Here is a 14944-nt window from a genome sequence, read left to right as displayed (position 1 = left end):
TCACTGAGTGAGGCCCGGGCTCCATCGCCAAGGCCTGTCAACATGTGAATGGCTGCGTTCGTGACAGTTCTTGTCAAAAATGCGCAACCAGTCGAGTCACAGAGTACAGACTGAGAGCAAAATATGACATACAGCACATTTCAGTGAATTTGTCTTGTCTCCACACCAAATTCGCGTCACATGACGGCGAAACAAGCGGAGCACGGGATATTTTCTTTTACACAGCGCTAAACCTTTCAACGATGGAGTTGCAGTGAAAATCCTCGTCCCCCACACCATCACCCTGGACCTCTCCGAGTCAGGTGAGGACGTGTTCGTTTACCAGGCGGATCAGCCCGTTCCTGACGAGCACGTTGATGCGCAAGTCCTGGTGGTCTGGCAGAACACCTCAGAGAATCTGGCCGATGCCGCCCGAAAGATGAGCCAGCTCAAACTGGTACAGACCCTGGCAGCCGGACCGGATTCGGTGCTGGCAGCGGGATTTGCGGCCAATGTGGCCATCGCCTCTGGTCGCTCACTTCACGACGGTCCAGTGGCCGAGCACGCCTTGGCTCTCACGCTCGCCGCCGTGCGGAGGCTGGACCTTCTGTTCGAAGCCCAAAAGTCCAAGACATGGGACCACGCCTACAACGCAGCTCAGGCCAGCGTGGAAACCGAACAGCTCTACACGCTCGACGGCGCGAACGTCACCATTTGGGGGTTCGGTTCCATTGCGGGACGACTCGCTCCCATGCTCGCCGCACTGGGCGCAAGTGTCACCGGCGTAGCCAGCTCACGTGGGGAGCGCTATGGCTTTCCTGTCGCTGCGGCCGAGGAACTTCCCGAAGTACTGCGAACCACGGATGTGCTGATTTCGATACTGCCCGCCACCCCCGAGACCACTGACGCCCTTAATGACGAGCTCTTGCGTGCGCTTCCAGAGACCGCAATTTTCGTCAACGTTGGCCGTGGGGCAACCGTTGATGAAGACGCCTTGGTTGCCGCCTTGGACGAGGGTCGCCTGCGCGCCGCAGCCTTGGATGTCACCAAGGAAGAGCCCCTGCCGGCAGACTCCAAACTCTGGTCGGCACCAAATGTCATCATCACCCCGCACGTGGCGGGCAATCGCCCCAAGGGTTCAGCCAAGCTCGTCCTTGCCAACCTTTCAGCACTCCGGGACGGCCGGGCATTGACCAACCAGGTTTCCGGCTAGCTCGAAGCCAAGCGGCGCGAGCCGGAAAATGACAAAAAGTGGGCCCGTCCGGAAGGACGGACCCACTTTCGTGAAAGACAAAAGTCAGGCGTGCTCGTACGTCAAGCAGTCCGCAGCCTCGCGGCCAGGGCCGACCTTGACGTCGTGGGCCTCGCACATGAGGTTGTTGTTGTGAACGCATTCGGACCGTTGGCAAGCACCGACGTGGGCAAGGACCTTGGGGAGGCCACCCATGGCGTTGGTGTCGATGAACGTGGCGCAGGACGCGTGGTCCTGGGTTCCACCAATAGTGATTCCAAAAGCAGTGCATCCGTCGTGGTTGAAGCCGCAGCTGCCGACGCTACAGGCGGATACTTCGGCAATGTGTTCGGTCATTGTTCCTCCTGGTTGGATCCAGACTTAACGCAGGGCCTGGACCCCGCGCGTAGTCCCTAAACTACGCCGCCACAGCCGGATTTAACCCGAAGGAATAGCGCATTTGTACGTACGCTAATAGGCAGCTATTTGCCCGGAGTCCGGAGGGCATCACTGATCTTCGCGCGCGTTTCCTTATCCAACGGGGCTGTCACGTGATGCTCCCTTGCCACCCTGTCAGCCTTGATTTTCTGGATGACCATTCGTCCCAGACCAGCAAAAACAGCTGCGGCTACGACGCCCAGCACCATCGACCTCGGTTTCTCCGCCATGCCACAATCCTAGTGACGGGCGCCACGCCCGGCGAGTGCCGCCGTCGGGCTTTCATTACCCCGAATTTGGTGGGGATCGGCGGGGGGTCCTCGCGGAATCCGGCTGAATAGGGTATGCGCTCCGGTCCCGGTAAGATAGGTGTGCAAGCTCGCGGAGCGCCCCCACGCTGTAGAAACCCAGTTGAACGGCGTGAGACGGCAACCTCCGCGGCAGCCTTATTTAAGGTTCACCCAACTCACGCACAGGAGTTACCGGATGCCCCGGATCGTCGTTGACGTCATGCCCAAGCCCGAGATTCTGGACCCCCAGGGGAAAGCCATCGTGGGTGCATTGCCCCGCCTCGGCTTCAACAGCTTCAGCGCAGTCCGTCAGGGCAAGCGTTTCGAACTGACGGTTGACGGCGAGGTGACCGACGCTATCCTGGCCCAGGCCCGTGAGGCCGCTGAGACCCTCCTGTCGAACCCGGTGATCGAGGATGTTGTCAACGTCGAGGTCGTCGAGGCCTGATATGACATCGATCCCCCTGATTGGCGAGGCCGTGGCCGTCGCCGCTGAGCCCCGCTTGGCCGGTGCCAAGATCGGCGTCGTCACCTTCCCCGGCACCCTTGACGACCGCGACGCCGCCCGAGCGGTGCGGCTTGCAGGCGCCACAGCGGTTCCGCTCTGGCATGCAGACACCGAACTGGGCGATGTAGACGCGGTCATCATCCCCGGTGGTTTCTCCTACGGTGACTACCTGCGCGCCGGCGCCATTTCGCGCTTTGCGCCGCTGATGACCAAGATCATCGATGCTGCCAACTCCGAGGCAAAGCTACCCGTCCTGGGTATTTGCAATGGCTTCCAGATCCTGACCGAGTCGCACCTGCTGCCCGGTTCCATGATCAAGAACGACCACCTGAAGTTCATCTGCCGGGACCAGGTCCTGCGCGTGGAAAACGCCAACACTGCCTGGACCTTGGACTACCAGAACGGCCAGGAAATCACTGTGCCGCTGAAGAACCAGGACGGCCAGTACATCGCTGACGAGAAAACCCTGGACGCCCTTGAGGCTGAGGGCCGCGTGGTGTTCCGCTACGTGGGCTTCAACCCGAACGGCTCCCGCCGCGACATCGCCGGCATCTCCAATGCGGCTGGCAACGTTGTGGGCCTCATGCCCCACCCCGAGCACGCGGTTGAGGTCGGTTTCGGACCTGAATCCCTCGATGGAATCGGCGGCTCCGACACCGACGGCCTCGGTTTCTTCACCTCCGTTTTGAACAAGATTGTGGGAGGCGACAAGTGACCACGGAAACCACTAAGAAGTTCAACATCGATACTGTTGAGCACGCTGCCAAGACCCCGGACACGGAACTCCCGTGGGCCGAGCTGGGCCTGAAGCAGAACGAGTTCGACGAAATCGTCAAGGTCCTTGGCCGCCGTCCCACCGGCGCCGAGCTGGCCATGTACTCCGTCATGTGGAGCGAGCACTGCTCCTACAAGTCCTCCAAAAACCACCTCCGCCAGTTCGGCGAGAAGGTCACCGAGGAAATGAAGAAGGACATGCTGGTGGGCATCGGCGAGAACGCCGGCGTCACCAACCTTGGCGACGGCTGGGCCGTGACGTTCAAGATCGAGTCCCACAACTCGCCGTCGTTCGTTGAGCCTTACCAGGGTGCCGCTACCGGCATCGGCGGCATCGTCCGCGACATCATCTCCATGGGCGCGCGCCCGGTTGCCGTCATGGACCCGCTGCGCTTCGGCGCGATCGACCACCCGGACACCGCCCGCGTCATGCACGGTGCCGTGGCCGGAATCGGTGGATACGGCAACTGCCTCGGCCTGCCGAACATCGGCGGCGAAATGGTCTTCGACTCCGTTTACCAGGGCAACCCACTGGTGAACGCACTGGCCGTAGGCGTCATGCGCCACGAGGACATCCGCCTGGCCAACGCATCCGGCAAGGGCAACAAGGTTGTCCTGTTCGGTGCGCGTACCGGTGGCGACGGCATTGGCGGCGCTTCGGTGCTGGCCTCGGAGTCCTTCGACGACACCAAGCCCTCCAAGCGCCCCGCCGTCCAGGTGGGAGACCCCTTCGCTGAGAAGGTCCTCATCGAGTGCTGCCTCGAGCTCTTCAAGGGCTCGCTGGTTGAAGGTATCCAGGACCTCGGCGCTGCTGGTATTTCCTGCGCCACGTCCGAGCTCGCCTCCAACGGCGACGGCGGCATGGAGGTCGAGCTGACCTCTGTTCTGCTGCGCGACCCCACGCTGACCCCGGGCGAGATCCTCATGTCCGAGTCTCAGGAACGCATGATGGCTGTGGTCACCCCGGAGAACATCGCAGCATTCGAAGCTGTGATGGACAAGTGGGCCGTGGAGTACTCCTGGTTGGGTGAAGTCACCGATACCGGTCGCCTCATCATCACCTGGGAAGGCGAGGTAATCGTCGACGTCGATCCCCGCACCGTTGCGCACGACGGCCCGGTCTACGACCGCCCGTTTGCACGCCCGGAATGGCAGGACTCGGTCCAGGCGAACTCCTTCACCGGTTCCGTTGAGGATGCCGACCGTCCTTCCGCTCCGTCGGAACTGGCCGCAGCCGTTACTGAACTGGTCGCTTCGCCGAACATGTGCAGCAAGGACTGGATCACCAACCAGTACGACCGCTACGTTGGTGGCAACACGGCCATGGCCTTCCCGGACGACTCCGGTGTGGTCCGCGTTGACGAGGAAACCGGCCTGGGCGTTGCCCTGGCTACCGATGCCAACGGCCGTTACACCTACCTCGAGCCGTACCAGGGTGCACAGCTCGCGTTGGCCGAGGCCTACCGCAATGTGGCCACCTCTGGTGCTGTTCCGATGGCCGTCAGCGACTGCCTGAACTTCGGTTCCCCCGAGGACCCGGACGTCATGTGGCAGCTGGCCGAAGCCATTCGTGGCCTGTCGGATGCTTGCATGGAACTCGGCATCCCGGTCACGGGCGGCAACGTCTCCCTGTACAACCAGACCGGCACCACGCCGATCCACCCCTCCCCTGTGGTGGCAGTCCTGGGCAAGCTCGACGACGTCGCCCGCCGCACGCCGTCGGGCTGGCGCGAGGACGGCCAGGCCATCTACCTGCTGGGCACCACCGCAGCAGAACTGGACGGTTCGGAATGGTCCAACCTGCGCGGACACCTCGGTGGCCTGCCGCCGAAGGTTGACCTCGCAGCCGAGCGTGCATTGGGCGAAATCCTGATCAACGCTTCCCGTGACGGCATGGTTGACGCAGCACACGACCTCTCCGAAGGCGGCCTTGCAGCTGCATTGGTTGAGTCGTCACTGCGCTACGGCGTCGGTGCCCGCATCGCCCTTGAGGAACTCATGGAGCGCGACGGCGTGGACCTGTTCACAGCACTGTTCTCCGAGTCCCAGGCCCGGGCAATCGTCTCGGTGCCGCGCTCCGAAGAAGTCCGTTTCAAGGACATGTGCACCGCCCGCGGCTTCGCCCACCTCCGGATCGGCGTTGTTGATGCTGCCAGTGCGAAGCTGGAGATCAACGGCGTGGACGAACTGTCCCTGGACGCACTCCGCGAAGCACACGAGGCCACCCTGCCGAAGTACTTCGGCTAAGCCTCCCCCGCTTAAAGCAACGCGGGGTCACATACAGCCCATAAATCCCCTCGGGATGGGCCGTATGTGACCCCGCGTTGCTGTTTTAAGCGGGCCAAGTCTCTTGCCGGGACAGTTGCTCCGTGAATTCCGGTCCGGGCAAAGGCCGGCCGAAGTAATAGCCCTGTCCACTCGTGCACCCGATGCTCCGCAGCGCTTCGGCTTGTTCCGCCGTTTCGATTCCCTCCCAGATGCCCTTCAGTCCACACGAGCGGATAACCTGTTGGATCGCGGCGAGGAAGCCCAGCTGCGTACTGTCCTTGCTCAGTTCCTGGACGAACTGCCGGTCCACTTTCACACAGTCCACGGGGAGTTTTCGGAGGTAGCCCATGGACGAGTAGCCCGTGCCGAAGTCGTCGATCTCCAGCCCGACGCCCAAGCGGTGCAGGCTCGCCAAGGTGTAACGGTCCAGCTCGTTGTTCTGGATGATGGCACTCTCCGTGAGTTCCAGAACCAGTGATTCCGGCGGCAGTCCCGTTTTGACCAATGCGTCCCGCACGTCGTCCACGAACTCCAGGCTTTGCAGATCTGCAGCAGAGACATTGATTCGCATCGTGAAATCGTGTTGTGCCGTGACGGGGTTGTCCCGCCACTGGCGCAGTTGCTCCACGGCCGCCCGGAGGACCCAGCGGCCCAGCTCGGCGATCAAGCCTGTGGCCTCTGCGACGGGAATGAAGTGGTCCGGCATGATGAGTCCACGCACGGGGTGGTTCCAGCGGACCAAGGCCTCGCTGCCCTCAATCCGGCCGGTAGCCAGGTCAACGATCGGCTGGTAGAAGAGGACCAACTGATCCGAGCGGATGGCTTCCCGCAGCTCCCCCACGATCTGGCGCTGGAGTTGCCGGGCATGAAGCGTGGAGGGATCGAACAACTTGAGCTTGTTCCGGCCCTCGCTCTTGGACTCCTCCATCGCCATATCGGCCTCCTGGAGAAGGTCCTCGACGCTGTGGTGCGGCTCCGCAATCCGAAGGCCCATGCTGGCACCACAGCGGACACTGCTGTTCCCGAGGTCGATGTTGGGTTCCAGCGCCGCAAGGATACGGTTTCCGACGGCGGCCGCCCGGTTTTGCGGCGTGGCGGGCAACAGCACGGCGAATTCGTCGCCGCCCAGGCGGGTAACGACGTCGTTCTCCCTCACTGCCGAGCGGATCCGCATGCCGACAATGACCAGAATCTGGTCCGCCGACGCGTAGCCGGCGGACTTCTTGAGCCCCTTGAAGCCATCCAGGGTGAGGAGGAGGAGTGCGGCTGGGAGGGCGCCGCGCGCAGCAGCCTCCTGCGCTTCAATGAAGGCATCCACCAAAGCCATACGGTTGCCGAGCCCGGTGAGCGGATCTGCGAAGGCTTCCCGACGCTGCTCGTGGCGTGCGTGGTGAAGCTCCTCCATCAACGCAGTGATATGCCGCTCCAGTTTTCCGATCCGAGCGTCAATGTCAGAGGGAAAGGCGCGGCTGGGCTGGATTCGGCTGGGCTGTGTCGCGCTGGGTGGTGTCCCGCTGGGCTGGGCCCCGCTCACGACGCTTCCATGCGCCGCAGGGTATTGTCCGCTACCGCATTCGGTTTGGCGACAGGATTGCGGCGTTCGTCGAGGAAAAGGCGGTACGAGGCGACATCGAGCCTGCCGTCTCCTTCAATCAGAGTCCCGGCGCGGTACACGTGGGTAATCCAGGACCCGCCCAGGATGGCTTCGATCCACGCATCACATTCAGCCAAGGGAAGGGGTACACGTGTTCCGGTGTTCCGCCGATGCCCGGCGATGGAGACCGTAATGCAACTGCCCAGGAGTCCCTTATCGGCGGTGAACCATGCAAGGCCCTCGACATCGGCCACAATGGTCAGGTTTGCGCTGTCATCACCTACGGACTGGACGGGTTGCATGCGCACGGAACGCCGGGCCACATTCAAGGCTGACGGTGTTCCAGCCTGGTACGGGGCACTGGTGATGTCCTGGCGGAAGGCATTCAGTTCCTGGTTGTGCTGGATCTGGATGCGGGTGGTGAGTGCATTGATGGTCATGATCGTGCCTCGTCAGCGATAGTGGCCGCCTGGAGGCGGTCGGCTCCTACAATCCGGTTTCTTCCCTGTGCTTTGGCGCTGTACAGGGCTGCGTCCGCCACCTCGATCATCGAAATGAGGTCTGGGACAGCGTGGGTGCTTGCCGTAACTCCGTAACTGATGGTGGGGAAGGAGACGCCCTCTGGAACCTCAGTGGAAGCCATGCGGCGGCTGATCTCGGTCGCGATGCTTTGGGCACGCTCCTGGGTGGCTCCGGGCAGGAAGAGAACAAATTCTTCCCCACCGTACCTGCCAATGAGATCTGTAGACCTGACCGAGGACGTGCAGGCTTCGGCGAAAGCCTTCAAAGCGACGTCCCCTGCGCGGTGCCCGTGGGCGTCGTTGACCAGCTTGAAGTGGTCCAAATCAGCCAGGACAACTGCAGCACCGGACTCGTCGGCCCGCAGTCGTTTGAGTTCCGTAGATGCCAGGTCCAGGAAAGCTCCCCGGTTGAGGAGACCCGTGAGATGGTCCCTGGTGGCCCGTTCCTTCAGTCCCTTGATCAGTTGATCGCTGCTTAAGGTGGTCATGCTGAAGGACACCGTCACCAGCAGCACCAAGGACACCAGGCCGGAAGGCGCGGGACCAAAATACGCCCGGAATGTTGCGCCGCCGGGGCCTTCCAATGCGTAAACTACCCAACGGCCCAGGTAGTAGATCGCCAGGAGTCCGGCAGCCAGGGAAAGGGCTTTGTGCACCTGCGAGTGGGTCGCCTTGATGAACCACAAGTCACGGGCCGCCAATGCGATGCCAAGGGTCATCATGGCCAGGTACACGAAGCCGCCGGACCACACATTGGAGCCGGGACTTTCCAGGACGGAAGCGACCGCCGTGATGACAGGAGCAACGGCGAGCTGCCATGGTGCCGCTTTAAGGTCCCGCAGAGTACGGGCGCCGGCCCAAACGCTGAACGCTCCGGCCACCACCAGGACGTTGCCGAAAGGGTTGGCCCAGTGCTGCGCGGGTGTGCCGTTCAGGAGGAACGCCGTGTTTCCCAGCATGAACTGCAGCAAGGCCAGACTCCACCAGCCCGCGTACGGTGACCTCGTGCGGCGGTACGAGGCGAGGAACAGCGCAAAGAGCGTCAACGTGACCACTCCGAGGGCAATCCTCACCGAAAACGAGTCGAGCACCATTGTTCGCTCCTGCCGATTGGTCCCACGCCAATTTCTAACATGTCAGGGTTCCTGTCAAAGCGGAGCCTCTCCACATGTTGGCCGTGCCGGGAACCTTGTAATACCCGCGGATCTCGTAGGTCCAGTTGCCCACGGTTTGGATTCCCGATTTATAGGACTTTCCGGCATTTTTGCTGAGGTCGCCTGTGAATTCCAGGGTCCCCAAAGGGTTGTACAGCTTGATCTCGTGATAGTTCGCGCCCGAAACTTCCGAGAACGAATTCACATCAACGGCAACCTTGGCACCATTCGCCGAACACGTCATGATCACGTCGGCACTCGCAGGGGCAAGGAGACGCATGGCCGAGTACTGCGGGGTGGCATTCCCGGTGTCAGAGAAAGCGGCAAGTGCGGCGGCGGGTCCGGCCATCATGGAAGCAGCGACGGCGGTTACGCCCGCGAGTGCGCGCCAGGTATGGTTCTTGCTCATGCCGCCCGCCCCCTTAGCTGCTTCTGGCCTTGCTGTGGTTCCAGTCTGACCGTGCTGGATCAACCCCGGTGCGACATTTCCTCAAGATTGGCTCAGGATTGGGGGGCCGGAGACGTGCTCATAATGAACCATGTGGATCGGTTGGATTGAATTCGATGTGCTCCTGGGCGATGTCCATAGCCTGAAGGAGAAACGCTCGCTCGTGCGGCCCGTCATTGCCGAACTCAAACGCCGCTTCGAGGTGTCCGCAGCCGAGACCGGAATGCAGGACCAATATCGCCGCACCTTGCTCGGCGCGGCACTGGTGGCGCCTGACCGGGCGCACCTCAAGGAAGTGCTCGACGCCGTTGAACGGTTCGTTGCCGCCCGGCCCGAGCTTGAGCTGCTCAGCGCAAGGCAACGCGAGCTGCACAGTGAAGATTAAGTACAGCGAAGATTAGGTACAGCGAAGACTAGGTGTACACAAACCCGGGTTAGTAGCCGATGACCGCGAGCCGCGTTGAATCCAAGTGGGCGTCGATCGCTTGGTGTGCAGCGTCCAGGCTCCGGCTTCGAAGGGCATCGACAATGAGCTGATGCTCGCGCAGCACGTCCCCCGCACGGTCTGTCCCCTGCGTGACAGCACGGACACCAATCCTGAGTTGCCGCTGCCGAAGGGAAGCGTAGAAATCGGCCAGGATTGGATTTCCTCCCGCACGGACCATGAGCGTGTGGAATTCGGTGTCCAACTCGATGAACCGAGCGGGGTCGTCCTTCGCTTCGTGCTGCTGGTCGATGATGCGCTGGAACGCGTCAATCTGTCCATCCGGCATGCTGTCCAGTGCTGAGACGGCCCACTTCTCCACCACAGAGCGGGCCTGCAGGATGGCTCGGACATCGGGGTCCGAGATTGGCGGAACGTAAGCGCCTTTGTGTGGGATCCGTTTGACGAAACCCTCGGCTTCGAGGCGCAGCAGTGCCTCACGGACTGGTGTGCGCGAGGTGCCGGTGGACTTGGCGAGGACCGCCTCGTTGAGGAAGGTCTCCTCGTCTCGCGGCAGGGCAGCGATATAGCTTTTCATCCACTGATAGGCCACTTCGGGCTGGGATTGAGCAGTGGGAGTCATCTGGATCATGAAGAGCCTTTCTCGCGAAGCCCAGTATACGAGTTGCATTCAGGACGGACCCGGACACGCACGAAAAACTTCTTCGTTAGATGTAGACGGGTTGTATACAACTAGTCTACAGTGTTGTTCAGTGACTCCGCTCACGCATTTGGAACCCCTCAATTTCCTGGGATCGCCTCGCTTCACCGAAGCCTCCCAACCGCAAAAGGATCCCAACCATGACCGATTTGAAGAAAGCAGAACTGAGGCAGCAGAAGCATTCCAGCCTGCCCGTTGTCGCTGCATCGAGCCTTGCCGGCACGGCCGTCGAGTGGTACGACTTCTTTCTCTACGGCACCGCTGCCGCATTGGTTTTCAACAAGCTCTTTTTCCCAACCTCTGACCCGCTTGTGGGCACCATGCTGGCCCTCGGAACATTTGCCGCCGGCTTCCTTGCCCGTCCTTTGGGCGCCATCGTTCTGGGGCACCTCGGCGATAAGCATGGCCGTCGCGCCACACTGGTGGCCAGCCTCATGCTCATGGGCGTAGCCACCACGCTTATTGCATTCATCCCTTCCTATGCAGCCATCGGCATTGCAGCACCTTTGCTGCTCTTGCTGCTGCGCCTGATCCAGGGATTCGCACTGGGTGGCGAATGGGGCGGGGCCGTCCTCCTCGTCTCGGAGCACAGCAATGACAGTGCACGGCGGGCGTTCTGGGCATCCTGGCCCAACATCGGTCCGCCGCTGGGCAACCTCATGGCCGCAGGTGTGCTGGCAATCCTCGCCGCGACCATGCCCGAAAGTGAATTCCTTGCCTGGGGCTGGCGCGTCGCCTTCGGGCTGTCCGCCCTCCTGGTGATCATCGGCCTCGTCCTGCGTCTCTACGTTCAGGAGACTCCGCTGTTCAAGGAAGCACAGCTGAAGCGCGAGGCAGAAGCCATCAAGGAACGGAAATTGCCCCTGGCCATTCTGTTCCGTCGCAACTGGCGCCAACTGCTCATCGCAACGGGCAGCCGTATGGGTGAGAACGCCGGTTTCTACATCTACTCGCTGTTCATCATCACCTACGTCACCCAGATCATGGGCCTGCAACGGCAGACGGGCCTCACCGCCGTCATGATCGGCCAGGGCGTCGCCGTCGTCGCTATTCCCATCCTGGCGCTCTACGCGGACAAGGTGGGCCGGAAGCCCATCATGATCGGCGCTTCCATCGCCACCGTCATCTGGGCGTTCGCGTTCTTCGCCCTGCTGAACACCGGCCAGGTGTGGGGCATCATTGCCGCCGCCGTTGGTGGCCTGTTGATCTTCGCCGCCTACAGCTCCGTGATCGGTGCGTTCTTCTCCGAGCTCTTCCCCACGGATGTCCGGTACAGCGGAACCTCGGTTGCGTACAACCTCGCCTCGCTGATCGCCGGCTCGCTATCGCCCATCATCGCCCTGGCTCTCTACAGCGCCTTCGGCACCGGCTACGCAATCGGCATCTACCTCGCAGCGATGGGCCTGATCTCCATGGTCTCGGTCATGTTCGCCAAGGAGACCAAGGGCCTGCGGCTCAGCGACCTGGACGAACCCGCAAAGTAAGCACCCGCGAGATGGCACTTCACACCCATATTTGCCCCAAACACGGGCGCGAAGTGCCATCTCGGCACCACTGAAAGTAAGGAAACAACCATGAAAGTCGCACTCGTCCAGGTGGCCAGCCCGGATTCGGAAACCCGTGGTCAGCGGATAGATCGCGTTGAAGCGATTCTTCGCGGCATCGAGGGTGCCGAGCTGATCGTGCTCCCCGAGCTGTGGAGTGCCGGATACTTCCACTTCGATGAGTACGAGGCCCTCGCCGAGACCCTCAGTGGCCCCACGGTGTCCATGTGCTCACGCGTGGCGGCAGAGCTTGGTGTGTACCTTCACGTCGGGAGCATCATCGAGGCGGGCGAGGATGGACGGCTCAGCAACACGTCCATCCTTCTGGGACCGGACGGGAAAATCCTGCACACGTACCGGAAGATCCACGTCTTTGGTTACAAGTCCAAGGAAGCCAGCCTCCTGACGGCGGGATCCTCCCTACCGGTGGTGGAGTTGCCGTTCGGAGCAACGGCCGGGATCACGTGCTATGACCTCCGGTTCCCGGGATTGTGGATGGAGCTGAGCACCCGGGGCGCAGAAATCGTCATCGTCCCGGCAGCCTGGCCCGCAGCGCGTCGCGAACACTGGCGGCTGCTCACAACTGCCCGGGCACTGGAGCACCAGATCTTCGTCATTGCCTGCAACGCCGCAGGCACTCAGGAAGGCGTGGAACTTGGCGGACACAGCCGGGTGGTGGACCCGGCCGGCAACGTACTCGCCGAAGCCGGCGCCGGGGAATCGGTGCTGATGGTGGACATCGATCCTGACCAGGTCAACGCAGTACGCACCGAATTCCCCGTCATTGGCGATCGGCTCGCGACCTACGACGCACTTGCCGTTTGAGGAAACCGACCGTTTGACCCGCCACGATTTAGACAGCATTCAAGGAGACGTACATGGAAACAACAAGGCAAGTCCCACTCACCTTCAGGGTGGTGGGCACGGACAAGACCATCGCGGTCTCGGACTTCCACGCAGTAGTGGCCGGCTATACCGGCAGGGATCCCAAGGCCGTGCAGCATCACATCGATGAGCTGGCAGCGATTGGCGTAGCTCCACCGCCGGAAGTGCCCATGTTCTACCGGATGGACTCGCAACTGTTCGATACATCAGGCGAACACGACACCAGCAACAACCTGACCTCCGGCGAGATTGAGCCTCTTTATATTCGCCACAACGGCAAGTTCTACCTCGGCATCGGTTCCGACCACACGGACAGGGACATCGAGGCCCAGGATATTGGCGATTCCAAGAGAGCATGCCCCAAGCCCGTCGCAACCGAGGTCATCGAAGTCGAATCACTTGAAGACCTGGACCTTGACCAGTGCACAGCCCGCTCGTGGGTGGACGGCGAACTGTACCAAGAGGGTTCGTTGGCGGGCCTGCGCAAGCCGGCGGACGTCGTCGAAAAGCTCCTGGCGCGGACGGAAATCGGTGACGCCGACTTCATGTGCCTGGGTGGCACTCTGCCACTCCTCAAGGGGAATTTCGTTGACGGAACTTCCTGGAAAGTAGAGCTCTCGTTCCCCGATGGGACGAGAATCGAACACAACTACAAAATCAAGAAAGGCTCACTTCGATGAGAACCGGAAAGCAATACCTGAAGTCCCTGAACGATGGCCGGACGGTGATCCTCGATGGCGAGGTAGTTGGCAACGTCCTGGAACACCCGGCGTTCGCGAAGGTCGCCCAGACCATGGCTGAGCTGTTCGACATCGCAGCCGATCCCAGCAACGGCATGCAGTTCCATTCGCAAGAGATTGATGGACCCGCGAACCGCACCTTCGCTGCTCCGCGCACCCAGGAAGAGCTCGTCCTCCGGCGCCACGCCATTGAAAAGTGGGCCAAGCACACCCATGGCTGGGTAGGCCGCAGCCCCGACCACGTGGGCACCTTCTTCGCCGCCTTCGGTTCCCACGCGGACGTGTTCAAGAATGACGAGCGCGACTTCGCCGGCAACATGGAGCGGTACTACAAGAAGATCCTGTCCGAAAACCTGTACCTTTCCTACGCGATCATTCCGCCGCAGGTCTCCCGCGCAACCACGGCGTCCGGTTGGGAAGGCGAATACCTGCAGGTCGGCGTCGTGCGTGAAACCGAGGAAGGCATCATCGTCCGCGGTTCGCAGATGCTTGCCACGGGCGCAGCGATCGCGGACGAAGTGTTCGTCACCTGCATCAAGCCGCTTGGCCCGGATGACGTGGACTTTGCCGTCAGCTTCGCCGTTCCCGTGGCGACCGACGGGTTGAAGCTGTACTGCCGCCGTCCGTTCGCGCCGGCAGTCACCAGCGACTTCGACTACCCGCTGACCAGCCACTACGACGAGCCCGACGCGTTGGTAGTTTTCGATGACGTGCTCATCCCCTGGGACCGCGTTTTCATCAACCGGAACATCGATACCCTCCGCCGTCAGTTCTTCGATACCGGTGCCCACGCGCTGGGAAACTGGCAGGCGCAGATCAGGTTCTCCACCAAACTGAAGTTCATTGCTTCTGTTGCCCGCAAGGTCACCCAGGTGAACGGCACGGACAAGATCCCCGGAGTCCAGGAGAAGCTTGGCGAGCTCGCCGCGATCGTCCAGTCCGTTGAATCGGCGGTTCTTGCGGCCGAATATACAGCAACGGTTGACGACGCCGGCATGGTGGTTCCCGGGAAGAGCGCCCTATACGGGGCCATGGGTCTTCAATCCGAGACATACCCGCGGGTGATTTCGATCCTTCGTGACCTGGTGGGTGGCGGCGTGCTTCAGCTGCCCTCCAGCGTTGCCGACATGACCAGCAGTGTGACCCGTCCGGACATGGAACGCTACGTGCAGTCCCCCGGTGTTGCCAGCGAAGAGCGCGTGAAGCTGTTCAAGTTGGCCTGGGACATCATCGGCTCCGAATTCGCCGGCCGCCACCAGCAGTACGAAATGTTCTACGCCGGCGCCCCGTTCGTGGTCCGCGGAGCCTACACCTACCGGAACTACGGCTACGACGCCCTGGTTGCTGAGCTGGACAAGTACCTTGGTTCGTACAGCATCAACGGCCCAGTAGACGGCAGCATCAGCGGCATGGAAGGAGAATAGC

The 14944-nt window shown here is 61.7% G+C and carries 16 protein-coding genes; 9 read left to right on the top strand and 7 right to left on the bottom strand.

Annotated elements, in window-relative coordinates:
• Positions 1-253 precede the first annotated feature (253 nt).
• A complete protein-coding gene (locus AB4Z15_RS19905) occupies positions 254-1192 on the top strand; it encodes a phosphoglycerate dehydrogenase (RefSeq protein ID WP_442018647.1) in 939 nt (312 codons plus the stop codon).
• A gap of 84 nt (positions 1193-1276) precedes the next feature.
• On the opposite strand, the gene AB4Z15_RS19900 is transcribed toward AB4Z15_RS19905, so the two are convergent.
• A complete protein-coding gene (locus AB4Z15_RS19900) occupies positions 1277-1567 on the bottom strand; it encodes a DUF1540 domain-containing protein (protein WP_442018646.1) in 291 nt (96 codons plus the stop codon).
• A 125-nt stretch (positions 1568-1692) separates the two neighbouring features.
• Positions 1693-1878 (bottom strand): hypothetical protein, encoded by a 186-nt coding sequence (locus tag AB4Z15_RS19895; RefSeq protein WP_442018645.1) that lies wholly within the window; start codon positions 1876-1878, stop codon positions 1693-1695.
• A 256-nt stretch (positions 1879-2134) separates the two neighbouring features.
• Between AB4Z15_RS19895 and purS the strand changes: the two genes are divergently transcribed.
• The 3 genes from purS to purL are packed head-to-tail and all read left to right on the top strand — an operon-like array spanning position 2135 to position 5467.
• The gene (gene purS, locus AB4Z15_RS19890; RefSeq protein WP_011773385.1) at positions 2135-2386 is read left to right on the top strand and encodes a phosphoribosylformylglycinamidine synthase subunit PurS; all 252 of its coding nucleotides are present in this window, start codon (positions 2135-2137) and stop codon (positions 2384-2386) included.
• A gap of 1 nt (position 2387) precedes the next feature.
• The gene (gene purQ, locus AB4Z15_RS19885; protein ID WP_442004208.1) at positions 2388-3161 is read left to right on the top strand and encodes a phosphoribosylformylglycinamidine synthase subunit PurQ; all 774 of its coding nucleotides are present in this window, start codon (positions 2388-2390) and stop codon (positions 3159-3161) included.
• Complete coding sequence (gene purL, locus AB4Z15_RS19880) at positions 3158-5467, top strand: phosphoribosylformylglycinamidine synthase subunit PurL (protein ID WP_442018644.1); 2310 nt, start codon at positions 3158-3160, stop codon at positions 5465-5467. The genes purQ and purL overlap by 4 nt, the downstream gene beginning before the upstream one ends.
• Positions 5468-5552: 85 nt before the next feature.
• Here purL and AB4Z15_RS19875 read toward each other — a convergent pair whose 3' ends face one another.
• Genes AB4Z15_RS19875 through AB4Z15_RS19860 form a run of 4 tightly spaced genes read right to left on the bottom strand, consistent with a single transcriptional unit; the run spans position 5553 to position 9166 of the window.
• A complete protein-coding gene (locus tag AB4Z15_RS19875; protein WP_442018643.1) occupies positions 5553-7022 on the bottom strand; it encodes a putative bifunctional diguanylate cyclase/phosphodiesterase in 1470 nt (489 codons plus the stop codon).
• A complete protein-coding gene (locus AB4Z15_RS19870; RefSeq protein WP_442018642.1) occupies positions 7019-7522 on the bottom strand; it encodes a hypothetical protein in 504 nt (167 codons plus the stop codon). The genes AB4Z15_RS19875 and AB4Z15_RS19870 overlap by 4 nt, the downstream gene beginning before the upstream one ends.
• Positions 7519-8697 carry a diguanylate cyclase gene (locus AB4Z15_RS19865; RefSeq protein ID WP_442004204.1) on the bottom strand — a complete coding sequence of 393 codons (1179 nt, stop codon included), beginning with the start codon at positions 8695-8697 and terminating at the stop codon, positions 7519-7521. The genes AB4Z15_RS19870 and AB4Z15_RS19865 overlap by 4 nt, the downstream gene beginning before the upstream one ends.
• A 34-nt stretch (positions 8698-8731) precedes the next feature.
• Positions 8732-9166, bottom strand: coding sequence for a SipW-dependent-type signal peptide-containing protein (locus AB4Z15_RS19860; protein ID WP_442018641.1), 435 nt, complete (start codon positions 9164-9166; stop codon positions 8732-8734).
• A gap of 130 nt (positions 9167-9296) precedes the next feature.
• Here AB4Z15_RS19860 and AB4Z15_RS19855 point away from each other — a divergent pair, with 130 nt between their 5' ends.
• Positions 9297-9590 (top strand): DUF503 domain-containing protein, encoded by a 294-nt coding sequence (locus tag AB4Z15_RS19855; RefSeq protein WP_442004202.1) that lies wholly within the window; start codon positions 9297-9299, stop codon positions 9588-9590.
• Between the two features lie 49 nt (positions 9591-9639).
• Here the strand turns inward: AB4Z15_RS19855 and AB4Z15_RS19850 are convergent, their stop codons facing one another.
• Positions 9640-10281, bottom strand: a complete 642-nt coding sequence (locus AB4Z15_RS19850) for a GntR family transcriptional regulator (protein ID WP_442004201.1) — start codon at positions 10279-10281, stop codon at positions 9640-9642.
• A 209-nt stretch (positions 10282-10490) separates the two neighbouring features.
• Here AB4Z15_RS19850 and AB4Z15_RS19845 point away from each other — a divergent pair, with 209 nt between their 5' ends.
• From AB4Z15_RS19845 to AB4Z15_RS19830, 4 genes are all read left to right on the top strand, one after another.
• Positions 10491-11834: an MFS transporter gene (locus AB4Z15_RS19845; protein ID WP_442018640.1), complete on the top strand. Its 1344-nt coding sequence runs from the start codon at positions 10491-10493 to the stop codon at positions 11832-11834.
• Positions 11835-11924: 90 nt separating this feature from the next.
• A complete protein-coding gene (locus AB4Z15_RS19840) occupies positions 11925-12719 on the top strand; it encodes a carbon-nitrogen family hydrolase (protein ID WP_442018639.1) in 795 nt (264 codons plus the stop codon).
• Positions 12720-12772: 53 nt separating this feature from the next.
• A complete protein-coding gene (locus AB4Z15_RS19835; RefSeq protein WP_442018638.1) occupies positions 12773-13459 on the top strand; it encodes a DUF2848 family protein in 687 nt (228 codons plus the stop codon).
• A complete protein-coding gene (locus tag AB4Z15_RS19830; RefSeq protein WP_442018637.1) occupies positions 13456-14943 on the top strand; it encodes a 4-hydroxyphenylacetate 3-hydroxylase family protein in 1488 nt (495 codons plus the stop codon). The genes AB4Z15_RS19835 and AB4Z15_RS19830 overlap by 4 nt, the downstream gene beginning before the upstream one ends.
• Position 14944: the final 1 nt, after the last annotated feature.

It is taken from the genome of Paenarthrobacter sp. 2TAF44 (assembly GCF_052114885.1).
GTDB lineage: Bacteria > Actinomycetota > Actinomycetes > Actinomycetales > Micrococcaceae > Arthrobacter.
Note: the sequence above shows the minus strand (reverse complement) of the source record. Positions and strands in the feature narration are given on the sequence as shown.